This window comes from Citrobacter sp. Cf088, from assembly GCF_030334295.1.
GTDB classification, from domain to species: Bacteria; Pseudomonadota; Gammaproteobacteria; order Enterobacterales; family Enterobacteriaceae; genus Citrobacter; species Citrobacter freundii.
Genome location: NZ_JAOWEE010000054.1, coordinates 167,022 through 184,722, shown reverse-complemented (window position 1 = coordinate 184,722; position 17,701 = coordinate 167,022). Strand labels below are relative to the sequence as shown.

The following is a 17,701-nucleotide window of genomic DNA, read 5'->3' as shown; positions in this document are numbered from 1 at the left end:
AAAGAATAGCAGAAGCTATTCCTTATTTGCTGTTTACCCCAGTGCACTGACGAAGGCGGCGATCATACTCGACGCCCCTTTACCTGAGGGATAGATTATCTCTTTGCGATAATCCGTCACGGTATAGAACGCCTGATGCTTTGAGCTGCCGCTGGCGAAGATAAAGTATTCAGCTTTTTCCGCCAGGTTCACCAGCGCCGGAGTAGCGACGTGATCGTGGTTGAGTTCCACTCGTAGCCCTGGATAAAGCTGAAGCAACGCCTCTTTCCCACGTCTTGCCGCCCCTTCCATCAGGCTATAAATCGCCAACGTTTTACCACTGAGATCGCGATGAAGCGAAGACGCTACACCCGGCGTATTATCCTCTTCCGGGAAAGCATGTCCCGCATGTTCGCCGAGATAGAGCCTTTCCACCAAGCGTGCAGAAAGTTGCATGCTGACATCCAGACGCTCCCAGCGCTGCTTGAGCAACTCCTGCAAGGTGACCCAGAAACCTAATCTGGCGGCATCGTCAGCCGTGACTTTATCATAAAGAAGTTCAGCAATATCAAGTGAGTAGCCCAAGGTTCTTACCGACAGGTTTTCAGAGCACAGCATTGCCACCGATTCAATTGCGGACGCATATTCCTCGCGGGTGAAGGTACCGGAAAGGAATTTATCCAGAATCATTCCACCGAGACGCACATCCTCCTCTGAGCGAATATCCTCAACGGCCAGCAGCATAAGCCAGTCCGGCCACAAGGAGGCAGATACCTGAACGTCATATTCTTCCAGCCAGTTCAGAAAGGTTGGCAGTACGTCTCGTAAAACTTTGCTCAACTGGGCGTTGGACTGCTGCTCCAGCAGCGCCTGCCACTGCGTTTCGTTGAAGGTTGACGGCGTCCAGTCCATGTAGTGAACGGTCGCCTGCTGGCGCAGTGATTCAAACCGTTCGGATTCCGTAGCCTGTTGTATATCTGCAAGCCAGCGGCTCCAGCCATAGTCTTGTGGTTCACAGCGTTTTTTCAGCGCCTGCCACGCCTCCCAGAGTTTGGGTATTTTTTGCAATGCCTGTCGTGTTGCTTCAGGCATCGCCGCCAGTTGTGCGTAGATCTCACTTTCGCGCTCAGCGTCCGCCAGTAGCGCTTCAAGTAACAAATCGGTCGCGTTTTCAAGGCTTATCAGCATGACAACCGGCGCCTGGATCAACGCCTGTTCTTCCGCTTCTATCGGCGCGGGCAGCGAACTTGCGCCTGTCACCCACCCCTCGACCTGCTGTATCCAGTCAGGATCTAATAGAGGCGACGCCGTTTGCCATTCGTCGATCCCCAGCAGCGCGGCCCCCATGGTCCACATTTGCCAGTCAGGCAGAAAACTCGCCTGATGAGCAAAGCGGGGCTTATGCTTGTACAGCGGCAATAAGCCCAGCACCAGTCGCCTTGCATCCTCACGCCTGTCCAGCGGGAAGTGCGCATCGCGGATGGCGTTAAGCATTAAATGGCCAGAGGATCGCAACAGCAGGCGCTGGATACGCTCCGGCACCCGACCGCGCAACAATACTTCCAGCCGAGGGTGGTTGAGAATCGAGTCCCATTTTGCCGAAGCCGCCATCCCCTGTAGCTCAAGAAACAGGAGATTAAGAGAAGAAAGCATCTGATTTCCGCGTAACTCTTCCAGATACTGTTCGGCAATCTTGCCATCGCGAGCGTGGCATGCTGTGTAGAAATCTCTGAGGATTCGTCCAGTTTGCCGACTGACCAGCGAATGTAAGACGGGTCTCTGATGATAAAGATCCATCACCATTTGCAGCATGGCGTAGACCCGTTTCATTCGGGCTATCTGCCATTCTTTTACCTGTTGCGGCGATCCATCCGGCACCGGTAAAAAGTCAAAGGTCAGAATTCCGTCCGGAGATTTATCCAGAAGCAACTGTTCCCCTGGATCGTTAGTGTGATAGAGGGATCTGATATCCGCATTAGTGTCGGCGGAGCCCAGCGCCGCGGTCAAAATGCGCCGTAATTCGTCCAGGCTTCTCGCATTCTCTGCCAGAGCATAAAACACCGTTTTTCCCGTTCGCGTAGAAGGAACGATGCAGGGCATCCGTTGCGCAGCGGCCCGCTGAATCAGCGTGTTCATTTGTTGGATGCTATAACCGCCCTGCATCGCCCTGTCATAATCCAGATGTTTATCTTCAGCGTAAAAGTTTTTCAGCCAATCTGCACACATCAGAACGCTTCCTGTGATCCACTAAAAAGATACTGACTTTCAAATTCGGCCATCGCTTCACCGATCATATGCGAATCGCAGTTCAGTTCTACAAATTCTTCATTTCGATTGACGCCACTCCGGGTAAAATTCATAGAGCCCTTCAGGAAGACGTTAGGCGTCAAAAAACCTTTTGTATGCAGCTGGTTACGCCATTCCAGACGAAAATTCGCAAAGCTGCTCAGGCGCTTTTCCAATGCTTTTACAAAGATACGGTTCATAGGGTCGTCGCGGGTCACCAGCGAAAGCGGCGCACCGTTATTCGCCGCACAGGCTAGCAGTTCAATGAAATCCATCTCCCGGCCTCCCCATGCAGGATCAATGCTGTCCCAATGGCCTGAGCGATTGTCCAGTAGTGGGAAGTTACTCACCCACGGCGAAACCAGCCAGATTGGCTCTGGCTGCATAATCAGAGCAACAAGCTGGGCGCTGAGGACTTCTCGCAACTGCCGTTGCCCTGCGGAGCCATGTAAAAAAATCTGCCGCTGTTTTGCTCGTCCGATCATTGCATCGCCTCCGCCAGTTCAATACGCAATATGAGCAAATCCTGCTCACGGCGGACTTCACCGAGACGCGGATACAGCAGCAGTCCCAAATGATCGATGGGTTCAATTTGCACGGTGGTAATGACCTGATGTAATTGATTTCGCTGCTGGCGAGTGAGGATCAGCTCCGCACGACCGCCTTTACGCAGCGCCGCATGCAAATGCCCAAGCCAGTCATCGTCAAGAGCAATCTTTTCGATTTGTTCGCTAAATAACGCGCCAGCAAGCAGACGCTCGGTTGTGACTTTGCGCGAGCAAAACATATTGTAAAAGCCGAGCTCAGCCTGGCGGATCGTGTAGCCACGCGGCCAGAGCAGGTTTTGGTTCCGGCACTGCGCGTTAAACACGACGGAAGCATCGGTTTCCACACTAAGCGCGTTCACCGCCAGCGCGTGTGCCATGGTGTTCATACTGAACTCAATACCCGCGCTCACTTCAAGCGACGACCAGTCCGACAGTAACTGATAAAGCTGGGTGTCTGTGTCATCGCTGCTGCCCGCCCGCAGAATCCGCGAGTACAGCACCGTGGTAAAGCTGTGGGAAAGGCGCAGACCGCGCTGTGAAAGCCGCAAATGCAGATTCTTGTTAGCCTCCCGCCGGGCGTCCATGTTGCTGGCTTCACGTACGGCTGAGATCGCCATACGAAGCGCCTCATCCGTTTGCAGCATCTGCAACACAGTTCGCAGATCGTAATCGATCTGCTCGTAGTCGCTGGCTGAAAGATTACGCACCAGCACATTGAGGAAGGAGACAGGATCTTCTGCCCACTTCTGCTGTAAACGAATCAGAATACCGCTACCACCAGACTCCATTTCACAGAGCCAGATCTCCAGCCATTCAGCGCCCTTGTCGGGATCGCTCATCCAAAAGGAGTCTGTCACCACCGCCCGCTCATCAACGTCTGGAAGCAGCGTGCTTAGCGTTTGCTGCACACCCGCAGCCAAGGTATCCGCTAATACCTGGCGTGCCCATTCAACAAAACCGTCGATTTCAGCCAGGGGTTTCCAGAGCGCCTGCGCGCAGTTCAGCAGCAGTTGCTGTATTTCCGGTCGCTGAAGAAGTTTGTTGAGGCCAATCTGTAGCGCCTGGTCAGTGCCTGCTTCATTGTCGGTATCCGGCTGGAACAGGCTGGCCGGGATCTCTGCCAGCCTTTCTACCCCTCTTTCGGAGGCCATTTCTCGTAATGCCGACTCAACCGAGGAGTGAGCGCCGTTTGCCAGTGTCTCCGCAAGCTGAGCCATAAAACATTCAATGGCCCAGTCCGCGTTGAAGCTGTCAAATTCAAATTCCGGCGACTGTCTTACAAGATGTTGAAAATAAACGGGGCGCATGCCTCGCTGAATTTCTTCCTGATGCAGCAGACCAAGCACATCATCACAGGTGAGGTTAAAACGCAGGCGCATTGCATCCACCCATTGACGACTTCCTACGCCAACCTGTTCCTCGCCATTAACCCAGGTGAAATCAACGTGAGCCCGCTCCTTATTCCTGAACCGAAGCGACGCCTGCGATCCGGTAGAAAAGCGGACCAGTTCCAGCGGGGTCATATGCTGGTGGTTGTAGAACGTGACATCACTCAGCGTGTGCTTCCAGGGTCCCTTCGGCACCTCGTCTGGCGTAGCAATAGCGGGGTTAATGACGTTGAGTACCCATTGCAGTTGCGCATTACTTTTATCATTTATACGGCGAATGTCGGCCCGGGTGGTCATGACCTTCGACGGTTTAACAACCTTGATGGTTTTTCCCTGATAGTCAACTTCACACTCGTTTTGCCAGCTATCACCGAACGCATCGCTTATCTGGAAATCAACGAATTGCCGCCCTTCCCCTGCCATCGGCTCGTAGGATTGTGGCACCAGCCAGTCGGTACTTTTGTTCGATTTGACGGCATAGCGTTTAGAGAGTCGCCCAGGCGCAAATTCACGTATTCCCTGCCAGAAAGAGAGAGTTTCCCAGTGGTCTTCATCGTCAAATCCACGCTTCAGGCGAATGTCCAGTTCCGGCAAATTCAGCTCGCTAAACAGGTTCTGCGGGATGTATTCCGGGGCGGGTGAATTGCTCCGGTGCTGTTCGCCCTCGCCATTCGGCTGATTCGGGCGCAGTCCGGCCCACTCCACGCCGTTAACCGACCAGCGAGTTCTGAGGTTACGTAGTATGGTTGGGAGAAACTCAAACATGACCGAGCGCGGCGGGCTCCAGAGGATATTCTGCACCGCGTCGTCAGATAATTGCAGGGCGTCCTGAAGGTAGCGCGTCAACTCGTTCAGCCGTCTGCCGCCGCTCAGAACCTCCTCAATCAGCTTGATAAGCGGGCCATACATTCGGTCATATTTCAGCTGATTATGTTCAACTTTTTTCAACATGCCCCAGAGGTCTTTGAACTGCCCGACTTTGCTGATCCAGTCGAGGGTCGCCATAGCTGCCTGCATTTTCTGCACGTGCTGGTTGCCCAGCGGGAGGCCCTGACGTTTGATCTCCGGGCTCATCAGCCCTTCATAACGCTGGAACTCGACGCGATCGCGGCCAAACTCGGAAAGCACTACCAGCATCCAAGGACGCATGCCCCGTGGACGTCCGGCGCGACCTTTACGCTGTAAATAAGAGGCGACATCGTTAGGCGCTTTATGCTGAACAACAGCACCGACCAGCGGGTCGTTATATCCCACCTCGAGCGAAGAGGTAGCGACCACGACATCCGCTGATGCATCAACACCAGCATCCTGGCTCGACGTTCGGGAAATAGATTTGTTTTGCGCGAGGTCGTGACCAATCTCCATAGCCGCCTTCCAGTTCTGCCCCAGTTCGGTTTTAGACCGCTCAGGTGCAGTATCATCAAAGGGGCTGCGTAATACGGCCAACGGTGGGTGATCAATGCGCGACGCCCCTGGCCCCGTGACCCAGCCTTCGGCATCGCTGAGGTCATGGTACAGACGGTTGTTACCATCAAGAGTGTCGGTGAAGATGAAGGTTTTCTTACCCCACGTGCCTTTCGACTTATTCGCTTCACTATCCAACATGCGCGCCATCAGCATACTGGCCTGGATGGTGGTGGAGAGTAATGCCGTTTCAGAGACAGGATCGCCTCGCAGCGCCAGCAGGTACTCAGCCCCCTCTTCGATCATATCTTCCGCGTAGGGGTGGATCAGCGCAACCTGCTCTTCAGGTGCGCCCACCAGTTTGGCAAAGAAGTGCCGCGCGTCGGCAAGCGTTGCCGACAAGCCAACAAAATGCGGCAGGCAATCGGTGCGCTGCATCCAGCGCCGTAGCAACAGCGCAGTTTGAGCGCCGGTGGTTCCGCTGTAGGTATGGACCTCATCAAGCAGGACCAGCGTCGGGCCATAGCCCTCTCCGACGCCAAACAGATGATTACTCCAGGTGGAGTTCAACTGGAGATTCAGCATCTCCGTTGTGGTAAATAGAATATCCGGGGCATCGCCGCGATTTTGCTGCGCATCACGGGTGATCATGATTTCACTCTGATCCAATTGATGCTGGCACTGCGTACAGGTGAGCACCTCTCGCGCGTCAAATATGTCCTCACGACGCCAAATCAATGCCCCTCCGCACGCTTGCTTAGGATGATGCGGGTGGGGATGCTGGCATTTCATCAACCCGAACGGCAGCCCAACCTTACCCTTAACGTCTTTCCTCGACCATTCCGCTTTCACTGGCGTATCGCCAAAAAAGGCGCCGATTCGAATTTTTCGTCCGGCCGCCGTGAGCATATAGTCGTCAAGCTTGCGGCACTGTGAAAAAGTTTCAGCAAACTGGTCCTTTAGCAGTTCTTTTCGCGGATAGATAGCGAGGATACGCACCTTGCGCTCAGGGTTGCTGCAAATCTCCTCGGCAAGACGGGTCAGCGCAGGCAGGTAAAACGACAGCGTTTTACCGCTACCGGTACCGGCACAAATAATGGTTCCGCTGGCCGTGTCGCTTTTCACCTTGTGATCCTGCCAGCACTGCATAATGCGTTCGGTAGATCGCACCTGAAAACCCGCCAGCAGGAAGGACTTATCTGACGCCAGCGCTTGGCGCATAATGTCACAAACGCGCTCGCTTAATTTCAGCTGCTTTTTCCAGCCAGTAATCAGCGTGGTCGGTTCGTAAATGCGATCGGGATAAGTGCGCGGCCGGCGAATAAAGCGATAGTCCGATACCAGCGTTTTGCTCTGGTCCAGCTTTTGCCCATGCATCCACTGGCGCAAGTTACGTAAGAGATGGACCGTCTCCCCCATTCGGGTTCGCCAGACAGGCATGCCGCTGAGGTGCGGCACTTGGATCAGCATGGCGGCGTCTAGCATCGCCAATTGTGTATTATCACATTCCTCATCGGTCGGAGTGCGTTTAAAAACAACGCCCAACTCTCTTCTGATGTGAGTCAGTAACTCTTCTTCACTGAAGAAGCCACCTGTGTCTCCCCACACCAGCAATGTATTTTCCTCTGCTTCAAGAGCGTCGAGGACGTGATGCAGCACAGCAGTAGTGATTTCACTCATCCCAGTAAACCTTTGCGCATCACATTGAATGAGTTCAGCATTTCTTTTTCCGCCAGCCAGCTAAGGACTTCAGGCGTCAGCAAAGTCAACGGTGCGCGATTGCTATTATTGAGCGCCTGGAAAAAATCAAGGACGCAGGCTGGCGCTTTAAAATCCATTTTGCCTTTTAACTCGACCATTTCATCACAGTACTGCTGTAGTTTTTTAATCACAATGGGATTAGCGGGCCCCATCATTTTCTGATGATTGAACCCATCAAGAGCCGTTCGGTACTCGTTGTAGATACGAATGAGCCCCAACGTCTTTTGCTGTTCAAGGAAGACAGTTTCCAGCATCTGTTGGCTTTCAAGATTGTGGATGAATGCCTGCCAGTTACTATCAATTTTATCTGCAAATTTCGACTGGACGGCCATCAGCGCATTGAGCGTCTCGCCTAATCCCCCTTTTTGCTGAGCCTCATCGGCCATATGCTGGTATTTTTCCGCAAATTCTTTCAGAGCGATTTCAGCGTCATAAATCGCCGCTTTTTCATGGCTATCAAGAGTGATTTGCGACAACGGTGAAGGCAGTTGAGTAATGACATCAAGCTGAGTTGCCGTCTCCTTTAAAGATGAAGCAACGTTGTGCAAATCGTCGCGAATTTGCCGGTACTTTTCGTAAACATTATCTTCTTGTTTCACCTGCTTCTTCAGTTGAAAATCCTTGCGAAGTTGGATGAGTTGCTGCTTAAGCGTGTTCATCGCTACCTCCTGCATTCTCTTTGAGGATCTGAAGATCCTGCATCATCTCCATCAGGACTCTGTCAATTTGCACGCGACACTCACTGATTCGGTGACCACCTTTATCCTGGTTGTACCCCGTAATCGCACTAAAGGTTTGCTTACAAATCTTTTGCCACCGCTGCAGAGTATCTGTAAAACGCTTGAGTAATTTTCCATCTAAATCGCAAAGCAACTGCCACAAAGCAAGTGGTTCTTCTTTCTGCGTAATGCTTCGTAATTTGAGGATCATTGCCCACGTGCCACCTTCTTTTAAAGCACTTAGTTCTGCTTGCAGCGTACTGCAGTCCACCTCAGCATTAACCGGATAGTCACCTTCTTCACGTAACTCTTCCAACAACGATACGGCATCCTCGATAAGTTGAGCGAATGCCTCACTGTTTTCGCAATCAGAGAAATACGTGACCTCGGTCAGCGTTGACGCAATCTCTCTTACCGTTCTGTTCGCCGCCTGCTCTATCCTGCTGTCTGCTGGTTGTTTCAGGGCCTCCAGCACCATTTTCTGCACAATATCGCCTTCCAGTGCATGATCGTTTGGGGCATAGAGATTTAGCCATTTCGACTTCACCTCCTCCCACTTATCAAGAGCGTCAGAGCGTACTTTGGCAATGCTCTCTGTGGCGGCAGATTTATGTTGGCCGATCAATGCCTCTTTGTTCATTAGCAATTGATTCAGCACCTCTTTGGAGGTCGCATTCGGTTTGATAATGCCAAGGGCCCGGGCCAACTGCAGATGTTCAGTCAGTATCATCCCCTGATTTTCACGCTTGCTGCGCAGGAGTTCAGTGAGAGCGTAGGGCACCCAACGGTCAGCAAAGGACTGTATAACCAGATAATCTTCCGCAGCTTTCGAATAAGTCCAGTCCGGACCATTTTTTTTGTCCATATAGAGCCCGAAACGTGCAAGGGCCATCGATACCTCAGTTATCCAGACTGACCGTTTCTTATACTCCGCCTCGGAGACAAAATTCACTACCTGTTTCAGCCTGTTACCGTGCGCATTTGGGACATTAATGTTAACGAAATTCCCACTGCGAATATCGGGCTTAAACTTCGCACCATACCAGTCAGCATTGGCGTGCTGGTCATAAATCATTGCCAGCGAGTTACGGATATATTTCGCCGTATCCTGATCGAGTAATACATCTTTCAGTATCCAGTCGGAAACGCTGGCCTCCATCTTGTAAACACGTGCTTCGAGGGGATCAACAGGCTCAACCGATTCTTGCGGAACAGGGTTTGGCTTCACCGTTTTCGCACTGACAGGCTCGATTTTTCGTCCAACCGTTGCAGCATTACCGGGGTTGATCGCGCCTTTCTCAGTCGACGCGAGTTCGTTTGCCAAATCATTGAGGCCAAAGCAGCGCACAACCGCAGGAGGCAATGCGGTAGCAAGGGCGGGACCATTGTCTGCCGGATATCCCCAAATAGCCGCGACGGTTTCAGAGCGGTCCTGCTCCGCCAACGTTTTTCGACTCAGCCAGGTTCGCAGCCCATGAGGTGCGGTAATGCCATCAAGTTGCGGAGGCGGAAACCGTCCTTCTTGTGCCATAACCCGATAGTTGAACAAGATGTTTAACAGGATTTTGTTAAGGATGATTCTGGGATTAAATTTTATGCCCTTATTACCATCGCCACAGTGAACATCCGCCAGCGCATGAATTGCGCGTTCATTAAAGGGAAAAAGCGCATAGCCCAGAGAGCTGTAGCCAAAAGCATCAATACCCTCAATGGCTTCAGCATGCTGATCCCAGTTTGGCACCCAGTTCGTATCGCTGGTACGTTTTTTCCAGAACTCGAGCAAAGACTTATCCCCAAAACGCGCGGCATTGATATAGCGACTGCAAAAGTCGACAATCCGCTGCCGCGTCTCTGAACGCTCACCTACAACCTCTTCGATCCGCCATTCACCTTTCGCACGGTCACGCATACCCTGGCGACGACGGTTATATCCCTGATAACCTTCAGTCGTCGCAAAGGCCGAGCACACCGGACAAAGCACTTCTTCACCATCGCGCGTCCCCTCACGCTCCAGGCTGTCGATAAGCACATCTTCAATAGCGGTGATCAGAGACATATCTTCCACCAGCACCATCAGGGTCATTCCCCGTTCATGCAATGCTTTTCGAATCTGTAGAAATAGATCGGAAAAGCTGCGCCCCCGGAAATTAAACAGCTGATTAAAAAGGGTTTGTGCTGCTTTACCGAGCACCAGGTTCAGAATATCAGCGGCTTCCTGCCGACCAGGTTCATGCGTATTGAGTCGCGTCCGACTGATATACGAACGCGTCGGAAGGCTCAGATCACTTAGGTGTATTTGGAAATCAAGATCGCTGGCTTTAAGTTGCTGTTCACCCTCTTCAAGTTCATCGCTGTTTGCGCCACTGATCAGACGGCTGGCGAAACGGAACAGGCACTGTTCTTCCTTTAGTAAGAACTGTTTGAAATAAGCGTCGTTGATCAGCGTCGGCAGGGCATTTTCTGCGGCATGAATATTGATTTTCTTTAACTCAGAGGACTTCTTGCGCAGTGCATTCTGCTGCTCCGGGCTTGCTTCCGCCGCTTCCTGCTTAAGCTGCTCATAATCAGCGCTTGAACGCGCATGAAGATCGCGAAGCTCTTGCCCCATCAACATCAAAAGCCATTCAGCGATCTCTTTGGATGAGCGTTTATCGCTGACCTTGTTGATATCCTCACGCGCTTCATCAAAAATTTCGCCCTCAAGCCCTTCCAGTAAAAGCTCAAGTACTTCCCGTAGGCTTGCACTTTTGGGTATACGGACAATATGCCACTGTTTATTTTTAAATTCAGGGCGCAGGCGCAGGTTCGCATCCAGCCAACGGATAATATGGGACTTCCCTACCCCTGTGTTGCCTATGATTGGCAGTGGGCGCTGCACTTCCAGAAAGTGTTTTAGCAACTGCTCTTCCGTTTCATACGCCAACGGACTGCCGTCGGTATTCATTCGTAAGATTCGGGCTGGCTCATGAACGGCCAGCAGCGTATGGTCCGAAAGCTCTTCCGCCTCGGTACGAATGCACTGTCTGATGTTCGGTAAAGACGGCCAATATTCCAGCATTTTCATTTTAAAAGCTCCCCAGGGCTAATGGCGCTTATCCGTTGGGTATTACCGTCCGGCCCGGTTAACAATAGCGCCTGATGATCATCAGCCCTAATCTCAAACTTTATCTTCAGTGCCAGCTCAAGACGCACCAGCGCCTGACTCAGAGAGGCGCTCAAATGTAATGGTTCTTTCGGTGTCCAGTTATCTGCCGTAATCATTGGTTCAACCTGCTGACGATAGCTTCCGCCATCGATCATCGGTAAGACTTCTGCAAGCCGGGATATGAAGTCAATTGCGGGAAGGTTGCTGTGGTTCTCCAGCACACGGTCTAGTACGCCCTCAATAGCTCGCGTCGGATCAACCAGATATCCATCCATAAATGGCTCAACAAAACCGAGGAAAAAAGCAAATTCAAGGAACGTTGTCGCTTCATTTGATAAGTTGATCTGGCGACGTACGCCTTCGTTGTTCGAATCCTTGAGCAGCGGTCCAACGCCTCCCGTGACACTCTCTTTTGTCAGCGTGCTCTTGCCGATGAAGGCAAAATTATCCTGCGCAAGCAACGCGGTGATACTGAGTAGGAAAGGCTGTCCACGGGTGCCTTCCAGCAATGACTCTTTTGGCTCGTTTGTTATCAATGTGCGTAATACGCGGCTCGGCAGATTGCGCTCATTCGCGAGTGGAGTATGTCGGGAAATACCCGCCTCAGTCTGCTGCCATAGCCCTTCTTCCAACCAGAAATCCAGGTTCTTCCGAAAACGATCCGCACCAATATCGGATTGCGGCAGCGCCTGGGGACGCAGCAGTTCAACCAAATCTTCATGCAAAATCGGTTTTCCTCCACGGCGATTGAGGACCCTATCAATTGTGCAGATCAAGCGAATCTGGCTACCCGGATGGGCGTTATTAATGATTGCCACTGCTTAAACTCCTTATAAATTGGTCCAGCGTACGAGCTCTGGGATCACTCTCCCACCACAGCCTTCCCCGAACGTTTTTTTCAGGGAGCGTCTCTGGGGCCACAATGATTCGTTTGATATCACTAAACGGGTCAAGTTCTGGCAGGCTCTCTCCGGGCAGGACAAGTACCAGTTCATTCCAGTTTGTCGAGGGATCGTCATGTGAAAGCGCGCACCAGAATGGCACGCTCTTATAAAGTTGTTGGCTTAATTGGGATAGTACGGTCGAGCTTGCGCGGATGGCCTGAATCTCACGTGTGACTAGCAAACGTGCGATCCAGTCGATCCACTGGCGAAGCAGCAAAGCAGAGGATCGGGCCGGAGGGTAATAAATACGCATATCGCTACCGATGCGCTCGCGTTCTTCGCCAGAAATCAAATATGCATTCAAGCCCAGCGTAGGCGTATATGCTGACAACGCCTGAGAGCGACAACCTGGGCAACCACCACAAGCCAGTTCTGGGGCGTAACCATCAAGCGTGTAGAACGATTCAAGGACACTACATAGCGGATTTTCCTGATGATTCAACCAATCTTCAAGCACCTGAAACCCTTTTTGCCGGGCACGCAACTCTCTGGAACGCAGTTCTTTTAACGTGCCATTCCACTCCTGCACATCAAGATGACCTTCACGATGGAGTTTGACGCCAATATGGCTGAAATAATGGTTAAAGTACTGTTCTACCTTCGCATCGTCCACATTATCTGAGGCAAACTGTTCGAGATCCGGTGCAGCAAAATGCAGACTCAAGAAGCCGGCACGTTGGAGCATGAGGAGTGTGCGCCAGTTCCACGCGACATTAGCACGAGAATCAATTTTGATGCTGTCGTGCTTGGTATCCAGATAAACTGAGAAATAACCGGGTGATTCCGATTCCCGGTTCTGATGCATTTTTTGCCAACGTAGAAACCCTTTTTTTGCACCGATAAGGTTATCGCGGTTAAGGTGACGAGCCAAAGAGATCTGATCGTCCCTATAAATGAGTTGTGCTACTGAAGCATAGCCGTCACGCCCTCCACGCCCGCTCTCCTGATAGAGACGGTCGATGTTTTCCGGGACGGTAACATGCAGCACCGCGCGTACGTTGTTTTTATCCATCCCGACGCCAAATGCAGAGGTCGCAACCATGATATCAACGTTATCCTCAGCCCAGTCGGCTATCTGCTTTTCTCTCTGGCGTGGAGATACTTTACCGTGGACCAACCCGCAGCGCTTATAGCCGGCTTTGAGCAAATACTGGTGCCAGTCGATGGCGTCCTCGACCGTCGTAACGTAAAGGATCAACGGCCGCGGTAGCGTTGAAATCGCATCTTCCACCTGCCGACGATGATCTTCACGATCGTCCGCTTTGCTGACGTACCACATAGGCTCTGGTCGCAGGAAACTGCCGTTAACTTCAACGATCGCCTGAGGGTTATCACCGGCAAAGAGCTCTTTAAGGGTATTGAGCGTTGCCTGACTCCACGTCGCGGAAAGAAGTACCGTGCGAATGCTCGCCTTACTCACTTCCACCAATGATTTTACCAACGGCGCAAGCAGTTGGAATTCCGGCCGGAATTCCGCACCCCATTGATCGATAAGATGGGCTTCGTCCACGACCAGGGCGCCAATCATTTTCCGCTTGGCCAGTGAAAATAGAAGCAATAGCAGCGAACCACTGGATGCCGCCTCCGGTGAACAAAACAGTAACCTTTGTTTACCGGCTTTGATACGGGCCTTAATCGCCTCGCGTGCCTCTGGTGTTTGCCCAGAGTGCCAAGTGTATTCGCCACCATGGTCGGCGTTTGCCTGCAGTAACATGGACTGAGCGCGCTGAGCCTGCTCAATAGCAAGGCTGATAGTCGGAACAATCACCAGTGTCAGTTGACTTGCGGGAGTTGCCAGCATCAGAGAATGGATAATGAACGTCTTACCAGCCCCCGTTGGCAGGTTAATAAACAAAAAACAGTCTTTATCACTCGTCAACACCGTGCGTACAGCAAGCTGCTGCCCAACAGATGTGTAATGAGTGTATTTAGTGTCATTCAACAGAATCGGTAACAACGTATCCAGCGGCGGGGTCTGGAGCAGACGTCTTTTCTCCTTTCGCCACACTGCCAATAACTCTGGCGCGATCTGTAATGCGTTCTCGTCTAACAGAACCTCACCAGGATAATCCCGGCTGCGCCGTAGGCCAGCACGCAGTAAATCCTCTGATAAGATTCGCTCTTTGAGCGGCAGCCGCAACGGCAGAAGCCCATGAGCTCGGGCACATTGTAAAGCGTCATAATAGCCATGTAATCGGTCTGAGATCCCCGCGCCTGCATCGTTCAGACATCGCCAGAGACGATAGAAAAACTGACCGTCATCCTGATGGATTACAAAATTATTGTCCTGACACTCGTCCATCGCGAGTAGCTCACGGAGTTGCCTCCATTGGAATTCCATTCTTTACTCCATCTGGAAAGTCTCTTTGCTGCACAAAATTATCGCCTTCACCGCCATCAACTGGTGCCCAATAGGCAATACGTCACTCGAAGGGTAGCGAATTTGCTGACGCTGCTTCGCTTTTTCTGTTAACTCCAGCACCGTATTTTTCCAGGCTTCGGGATCAAACCAACGCGTCATCTGTGGCCATACATCGGTTCGCAGGTTCATATCTTCGTAGAGCACAGTCCCTTTTTTATCGTACGGTTTTTCCAAAACAGCGATAATCTTTTCATCAACTTCGCGACCATTAGCATCGAGCCAGAAGGTTTCCAGCCGCGGGGCAAAACGCTCATCTCCCTGACGTTGAGCTACCAGCTTATTATCGCCATCCAGGCTAGCGCTGCTTAACCATTGAAAATGGAAATAAAACTGTGGCGACGGGAGTTTAATCGTTTTCATCATGCGTAGGATCGCCATCGTCGTACCGCGAGGATCACTCTGCATAAGTTGCCAGACGGTATCCACGAAAGGTTGCCCGTAGCGGAGAGGATAAGTATTTTTGTGCAAACTAGCCTGGGTACGCGAGAGGGTCATGATTGCTGTAGAAGGAGGATAGCCCTCTGAAAAATCCAGTCCAAGCAAACAGTTGTCGATGAAAGTTTGCACATCAACGAGCGTGCGCCCCTTATATTCATCTCGTTCAAAGCGTAACCTGAACCCGGTTTTATCTTCCTCAATTTGTTGATTAAACTGGAGCGCTTTGGTGATCCATTGCAGCATGTCAAGCGCACGCTGTTCCGCATCATCTTCAGACTCCAGCAATGCCTCAGAAAATGCCTGTGAAGCAATGACCTCTTGCTCCATAGAAAGCAGGTTCTCCTGCTCAAACACTTTTTTACGCTCAACGGCTACGAACCCTTTTTCTCCCCCCAGGGCATCGATGGTAGTACTGATGACGGCAAGACCGCCCTCAAAATAACGCCGCCACATAGCCTCTATTTGCTCATCCAACACAAACTGCAGGCTGGCTACGCTTTGTCTGAACAGGTTAATGCCCTGATCTAAAAGCCTGGTCCACTCCGATGACAGGCCATCTCTTCCAGGCAGGATGACGAGGCTTTCTACCGGCTTGATGCCCCTTAAGTTGCCTGAGTAGCGGTTGAAGCGCCCAAGACGTTGCTCAAAACGGTTGAAATCGCGACTCAGGCTGTAATGAACGGCCAGACGATTTTTCCCATGAAGATTAAGGCCATCTTCCCCACGCCTGTCGCATATCAGCACCTGCCAGTGGTTGTTAAGCGCGTACTTATCCGGCGCGTGGCGGACGATTTTCCAAGTGGACTGTAGATCCAGCTTTGTGAAAAGATGAGCGGATTCCGCTTCTTCACTACAGAATATGACCGCTTTCCCTTCTTTGTGATTCGCAAACCATGCGTTAAGGGCGATCATCAATTGCTCGTCTTTTTGGCGTTGCTCTTGCTTCGCAATTGCCAGCGCTTGTTCAAGGTAATTTTGTTCATCTATGCTGGCGGGTCCCTGTTCCAGCGCTAAGCGTGCCCGACGTGAAAATGTCAGGGGACTGGTGAACAGCGCATCCACCCAATCGCTCAGATTCTCCGTGGTGATATGGCGATGCTTCTCAGGAGAATTTTTGGCACTAGAACGCCAGTCTTCAAGAAGTTCGTCTAAGGTGACATCTTCAGGCTTGACGGCCCAGTGCGCGATATTCAGCCCCGCTAACCCAGGGAAAAGCCAGGCAAGAGAAGGATCTTCGCGGCGGTTACGTAACAGTCGATGAAACAGACGGTAATGCTCACCTAACCAATTGCGAAGCGCCAAAATTTTCTCGCTACGCTCTTCGCCTTCTTCATCGGCGATAAAATCAACAAGCGGCCGCACCTCATCAATTAAACCCTGAAGTTCCTCATCATCAGGAAACTTTGCGGACAACTCCTCAAGACAGCTTTCGATAATCCCGTTGTCGTTTTCAGGCTGGAGCGCGGTATAGATCCCGCCAAGGCTCTCACGCTCTGCCACGCGTTGGATAAAATGCTCACAACCTGCCGGGTCCAGTGGCCAGGCTTCTTCATTGAGGCAATGCAACATCGCAAGAAAGTTCAGTTCGTTGCCATGCATCGGCGTCCCTGAGAGTAACAACACAATGCCCGTTTGATGGCAAAGTGTTGTCAAAGCGGTATATTGAGCGCGTTTAGCAACGTCTTCAGCCCAAGCGTGACGTGCGAGTTGGTGGGCTTCGTCCACCACAATCAACGTCGGCCCCCATGTTTGCATCAAGGAGTCGGTAATCTCATCATGGTTGCAAAGCCGGATTTGCCGCGTCCGCCCTCCTCCCATCATCACTTCACCTAATGCAAAGCGTCCGATCAACTCCTCACTCCACTGGCCTTTTAACGCTTGCGGCACGACTACCAAAACCCTGGCGTCGCGATTACATTCCAGAATATGCTCGCGGATGACCAGCCCCGCTTCGATGGTTTTGCCCAGTCCTACTTCGTCTGCCAACAGGTATTTGGGGTTTTGGTCCTGGAGAATTCGACGAACAACAGCAATCTGATGAGGCTCGACCTCAACGCGACTGCTGATCAACGAAGACATAGATCGGCATGCTGCACGCTGCTTAATCCACGCGCTGACAAATCGCTCGCGCAGAGGGTAAAAAAACGGAGCATCGTTTGAACGGGCAGCAAGAAAATGGGCTGGGTTCATTGCTAAGCCCTGCCCATAGTTGGGATAAAATATGTCTGCCAGATCCACAACGACATTCTGGCCAGAACGGATAATTATCAGATGCTTATTACCAGGCCTTGGTCCGCCATAGCGTCCGCGGCACCATAACCCACTTTCCGCCGATCGAAAGTAGACGGTACTTTCGTCATAAAGTTTTGCTGGCGCCAGCGTACAAATCTCTGCCATCTGGCGATTAACCTCTGATTCCAGAGGTGAAACAAACCATGCGATTTCAGCCTTTTCAGCTGAGTATAAACGCAGAATTTTAGCAATCCCACTAAATAACGGAGAAGTAACCAAGTCACCTTCTGATAATGTACCAGGTTGTGTAGTCATTGTATTTTTTCAGCCATGAAGGGAATCGTTGTTACGATCGGAAAAATAGCATTCCATAATGAAAAAATAATACACGTGAAAGATAAGTTTGATCAATTCAAGCAGACGATTGCCGCCAGC

General features: G+C 51.6%; 8 protein-coding genes. All 8 read right to left on the bottom strand.

The window, feature by feature from the left end:
- Positions 1-33: 33 nt before the first annotated feature.
- From dpdD to dpdE, 8 genes are read right to left on the bottom strand one after another with little or no spacing between them, the layout of a single operon-like run.
- Positions 34-2,205, bottom strand: coding sequence for a protein DpdD (dpdD, locus tag OGV71_RS19360; protein ID WP_182289235.1), 2,172 nt, complete (start codon positions 2,203-2,205; stop codon positions 34-36).
- Positions 2,205-2,750 carry a phospholipase D-like domain-containing protein DpdK gene (gene dpdK / locus OGV71_RS19355; protein ID WP_032175793.1) on the bottom strand — a complete coding sequence of 182 codons (546 nt, stop codon included), beginning with the start codon at positions 2,748-2,750 and terminating at the stop codon, positions 2,205-2,207. Before dpdK ends, dpdD begins: the two co-directional genes overlap by 1 nt.
- Positions 2,747-7,285, bottom strand: a complete 4,539-nt coding sequence (dpdJ, locus tag OGV71_RS19350) for a protein DpdJ (protein ID WP_174349143.1) — start codon at positions 7,283-7,285, stop codon at positions 2,747-2,749. The genes dpdK and dpdJ overlap by 4 nt, the downstream gene beginning before the upstream one ends.
- Positions 7,282-8,025, bottom strand: coding sequence for a protein DpdI (gene dpdI, locus OGV71_RS19345; RefSeq protein WP_174349142.1), 744 nt, complete (start codon positions 8,023-8,025; stop codon positions 7,282-7,284). Before dpdI ends, dpdJ begins: the two co-directional genes overlap by 4 nt.
- A complete protein-coding gene (dpdH, locus tag OGV71_RS19340; RefSeq protein WP_286533851.1) occupies positions 8,012-11,149 on the bottom strand; it encodes a protein DpdH in 3,138 nt (1,045 codons plus the stop codon). Before dpdH ends, dpdI begins: the two co-directional genes overlap by 14 nt.
- Entirely contained in the window at positions 11,146-12,048 is a 903-nt protein-coding gene (dpdG, locus tag OGV71_RS19335) for a protein DpdG (RefSeq protein ID WP_032175789.1), read from the bottom strand. The genes dpdH and dpdG overlap by 4 nt, the downstream gene beginning before the upstream one ends.
- Complete coding sequence (dpdF, locus tag OGV71_RS19330) at positions 12,035-14,515, bottom strand: protein DpdF (protein ID WP_174349141.1); 2,481 nt, start codon at positions 14,513-14,515, stop codon at positions 12,035-12,037. The genes dpdG and dpdF overlap by 14 nt, the downstream gene beginning before the upstream one ends.
- Before the next feature lie 3 nt (positions 14,516-14,518).
- A complete protein-coding gene (dpdE, locus tag OGV71_RS19325) occupies positions 14,519-17,581 on the bottom strand; it encodes a protein DpdE (protein ID WP_077762940.1) in 3,063 nt (1,020 codons plus the stop codon).
- Positions 17,582-17,701: the final 120 nt, after the last annotated feature.

Bases quoted from the DNA above. Each gene is read 5' to 3' on its own strand.
- dpdD (WP_182289235.1), bottom strand. From the start codon at position 2,205: ATGTGTGCAGATTGGCTGAAAAACTTTTACGCTGAAGATAAACATCTG.
- dpdK (WP_032175793.1), bottom strand. From the start codon at position 2,750: ATGATCGGACGAGCAAAACAGCGGCAGATTTTTTTACATGGCTCCGCA.
- dpdJ (WP_174349143.1), bottom strand. From the start codon at position 7,285: ATGAGTGAAATCACTACTGCTGTGCTGCATCACGTCCTCGACGCTCTT.
- dpdI (WP_174349142.1), bottom strand. From the start codon at position 8,025: ATGAACACGCTTAAGCAGCAACTCATCCAACTTCGCAAGGATTTTCAA.
- dpdH (WP_286533851.1), bottom strand. From the start codon at position 11,149: ATGAAAATGCTGGAATATTGGCCGTCTTTACCGAACATCAGACAGTGC.
- dpdF (WP_174349141.1), bottom strand. From the start codon at position 14,515: ATGGAATTCCAATGGAGGCAACTCCGTGAGCTACTCGCGATGGACGAG.
- dpdE (WP_077762940.1), bottom strand. From the start codon at position 17,581: ATGACTACACAACCTGGTACATTATCAGAAGGTGACTTGGTTACTTCT.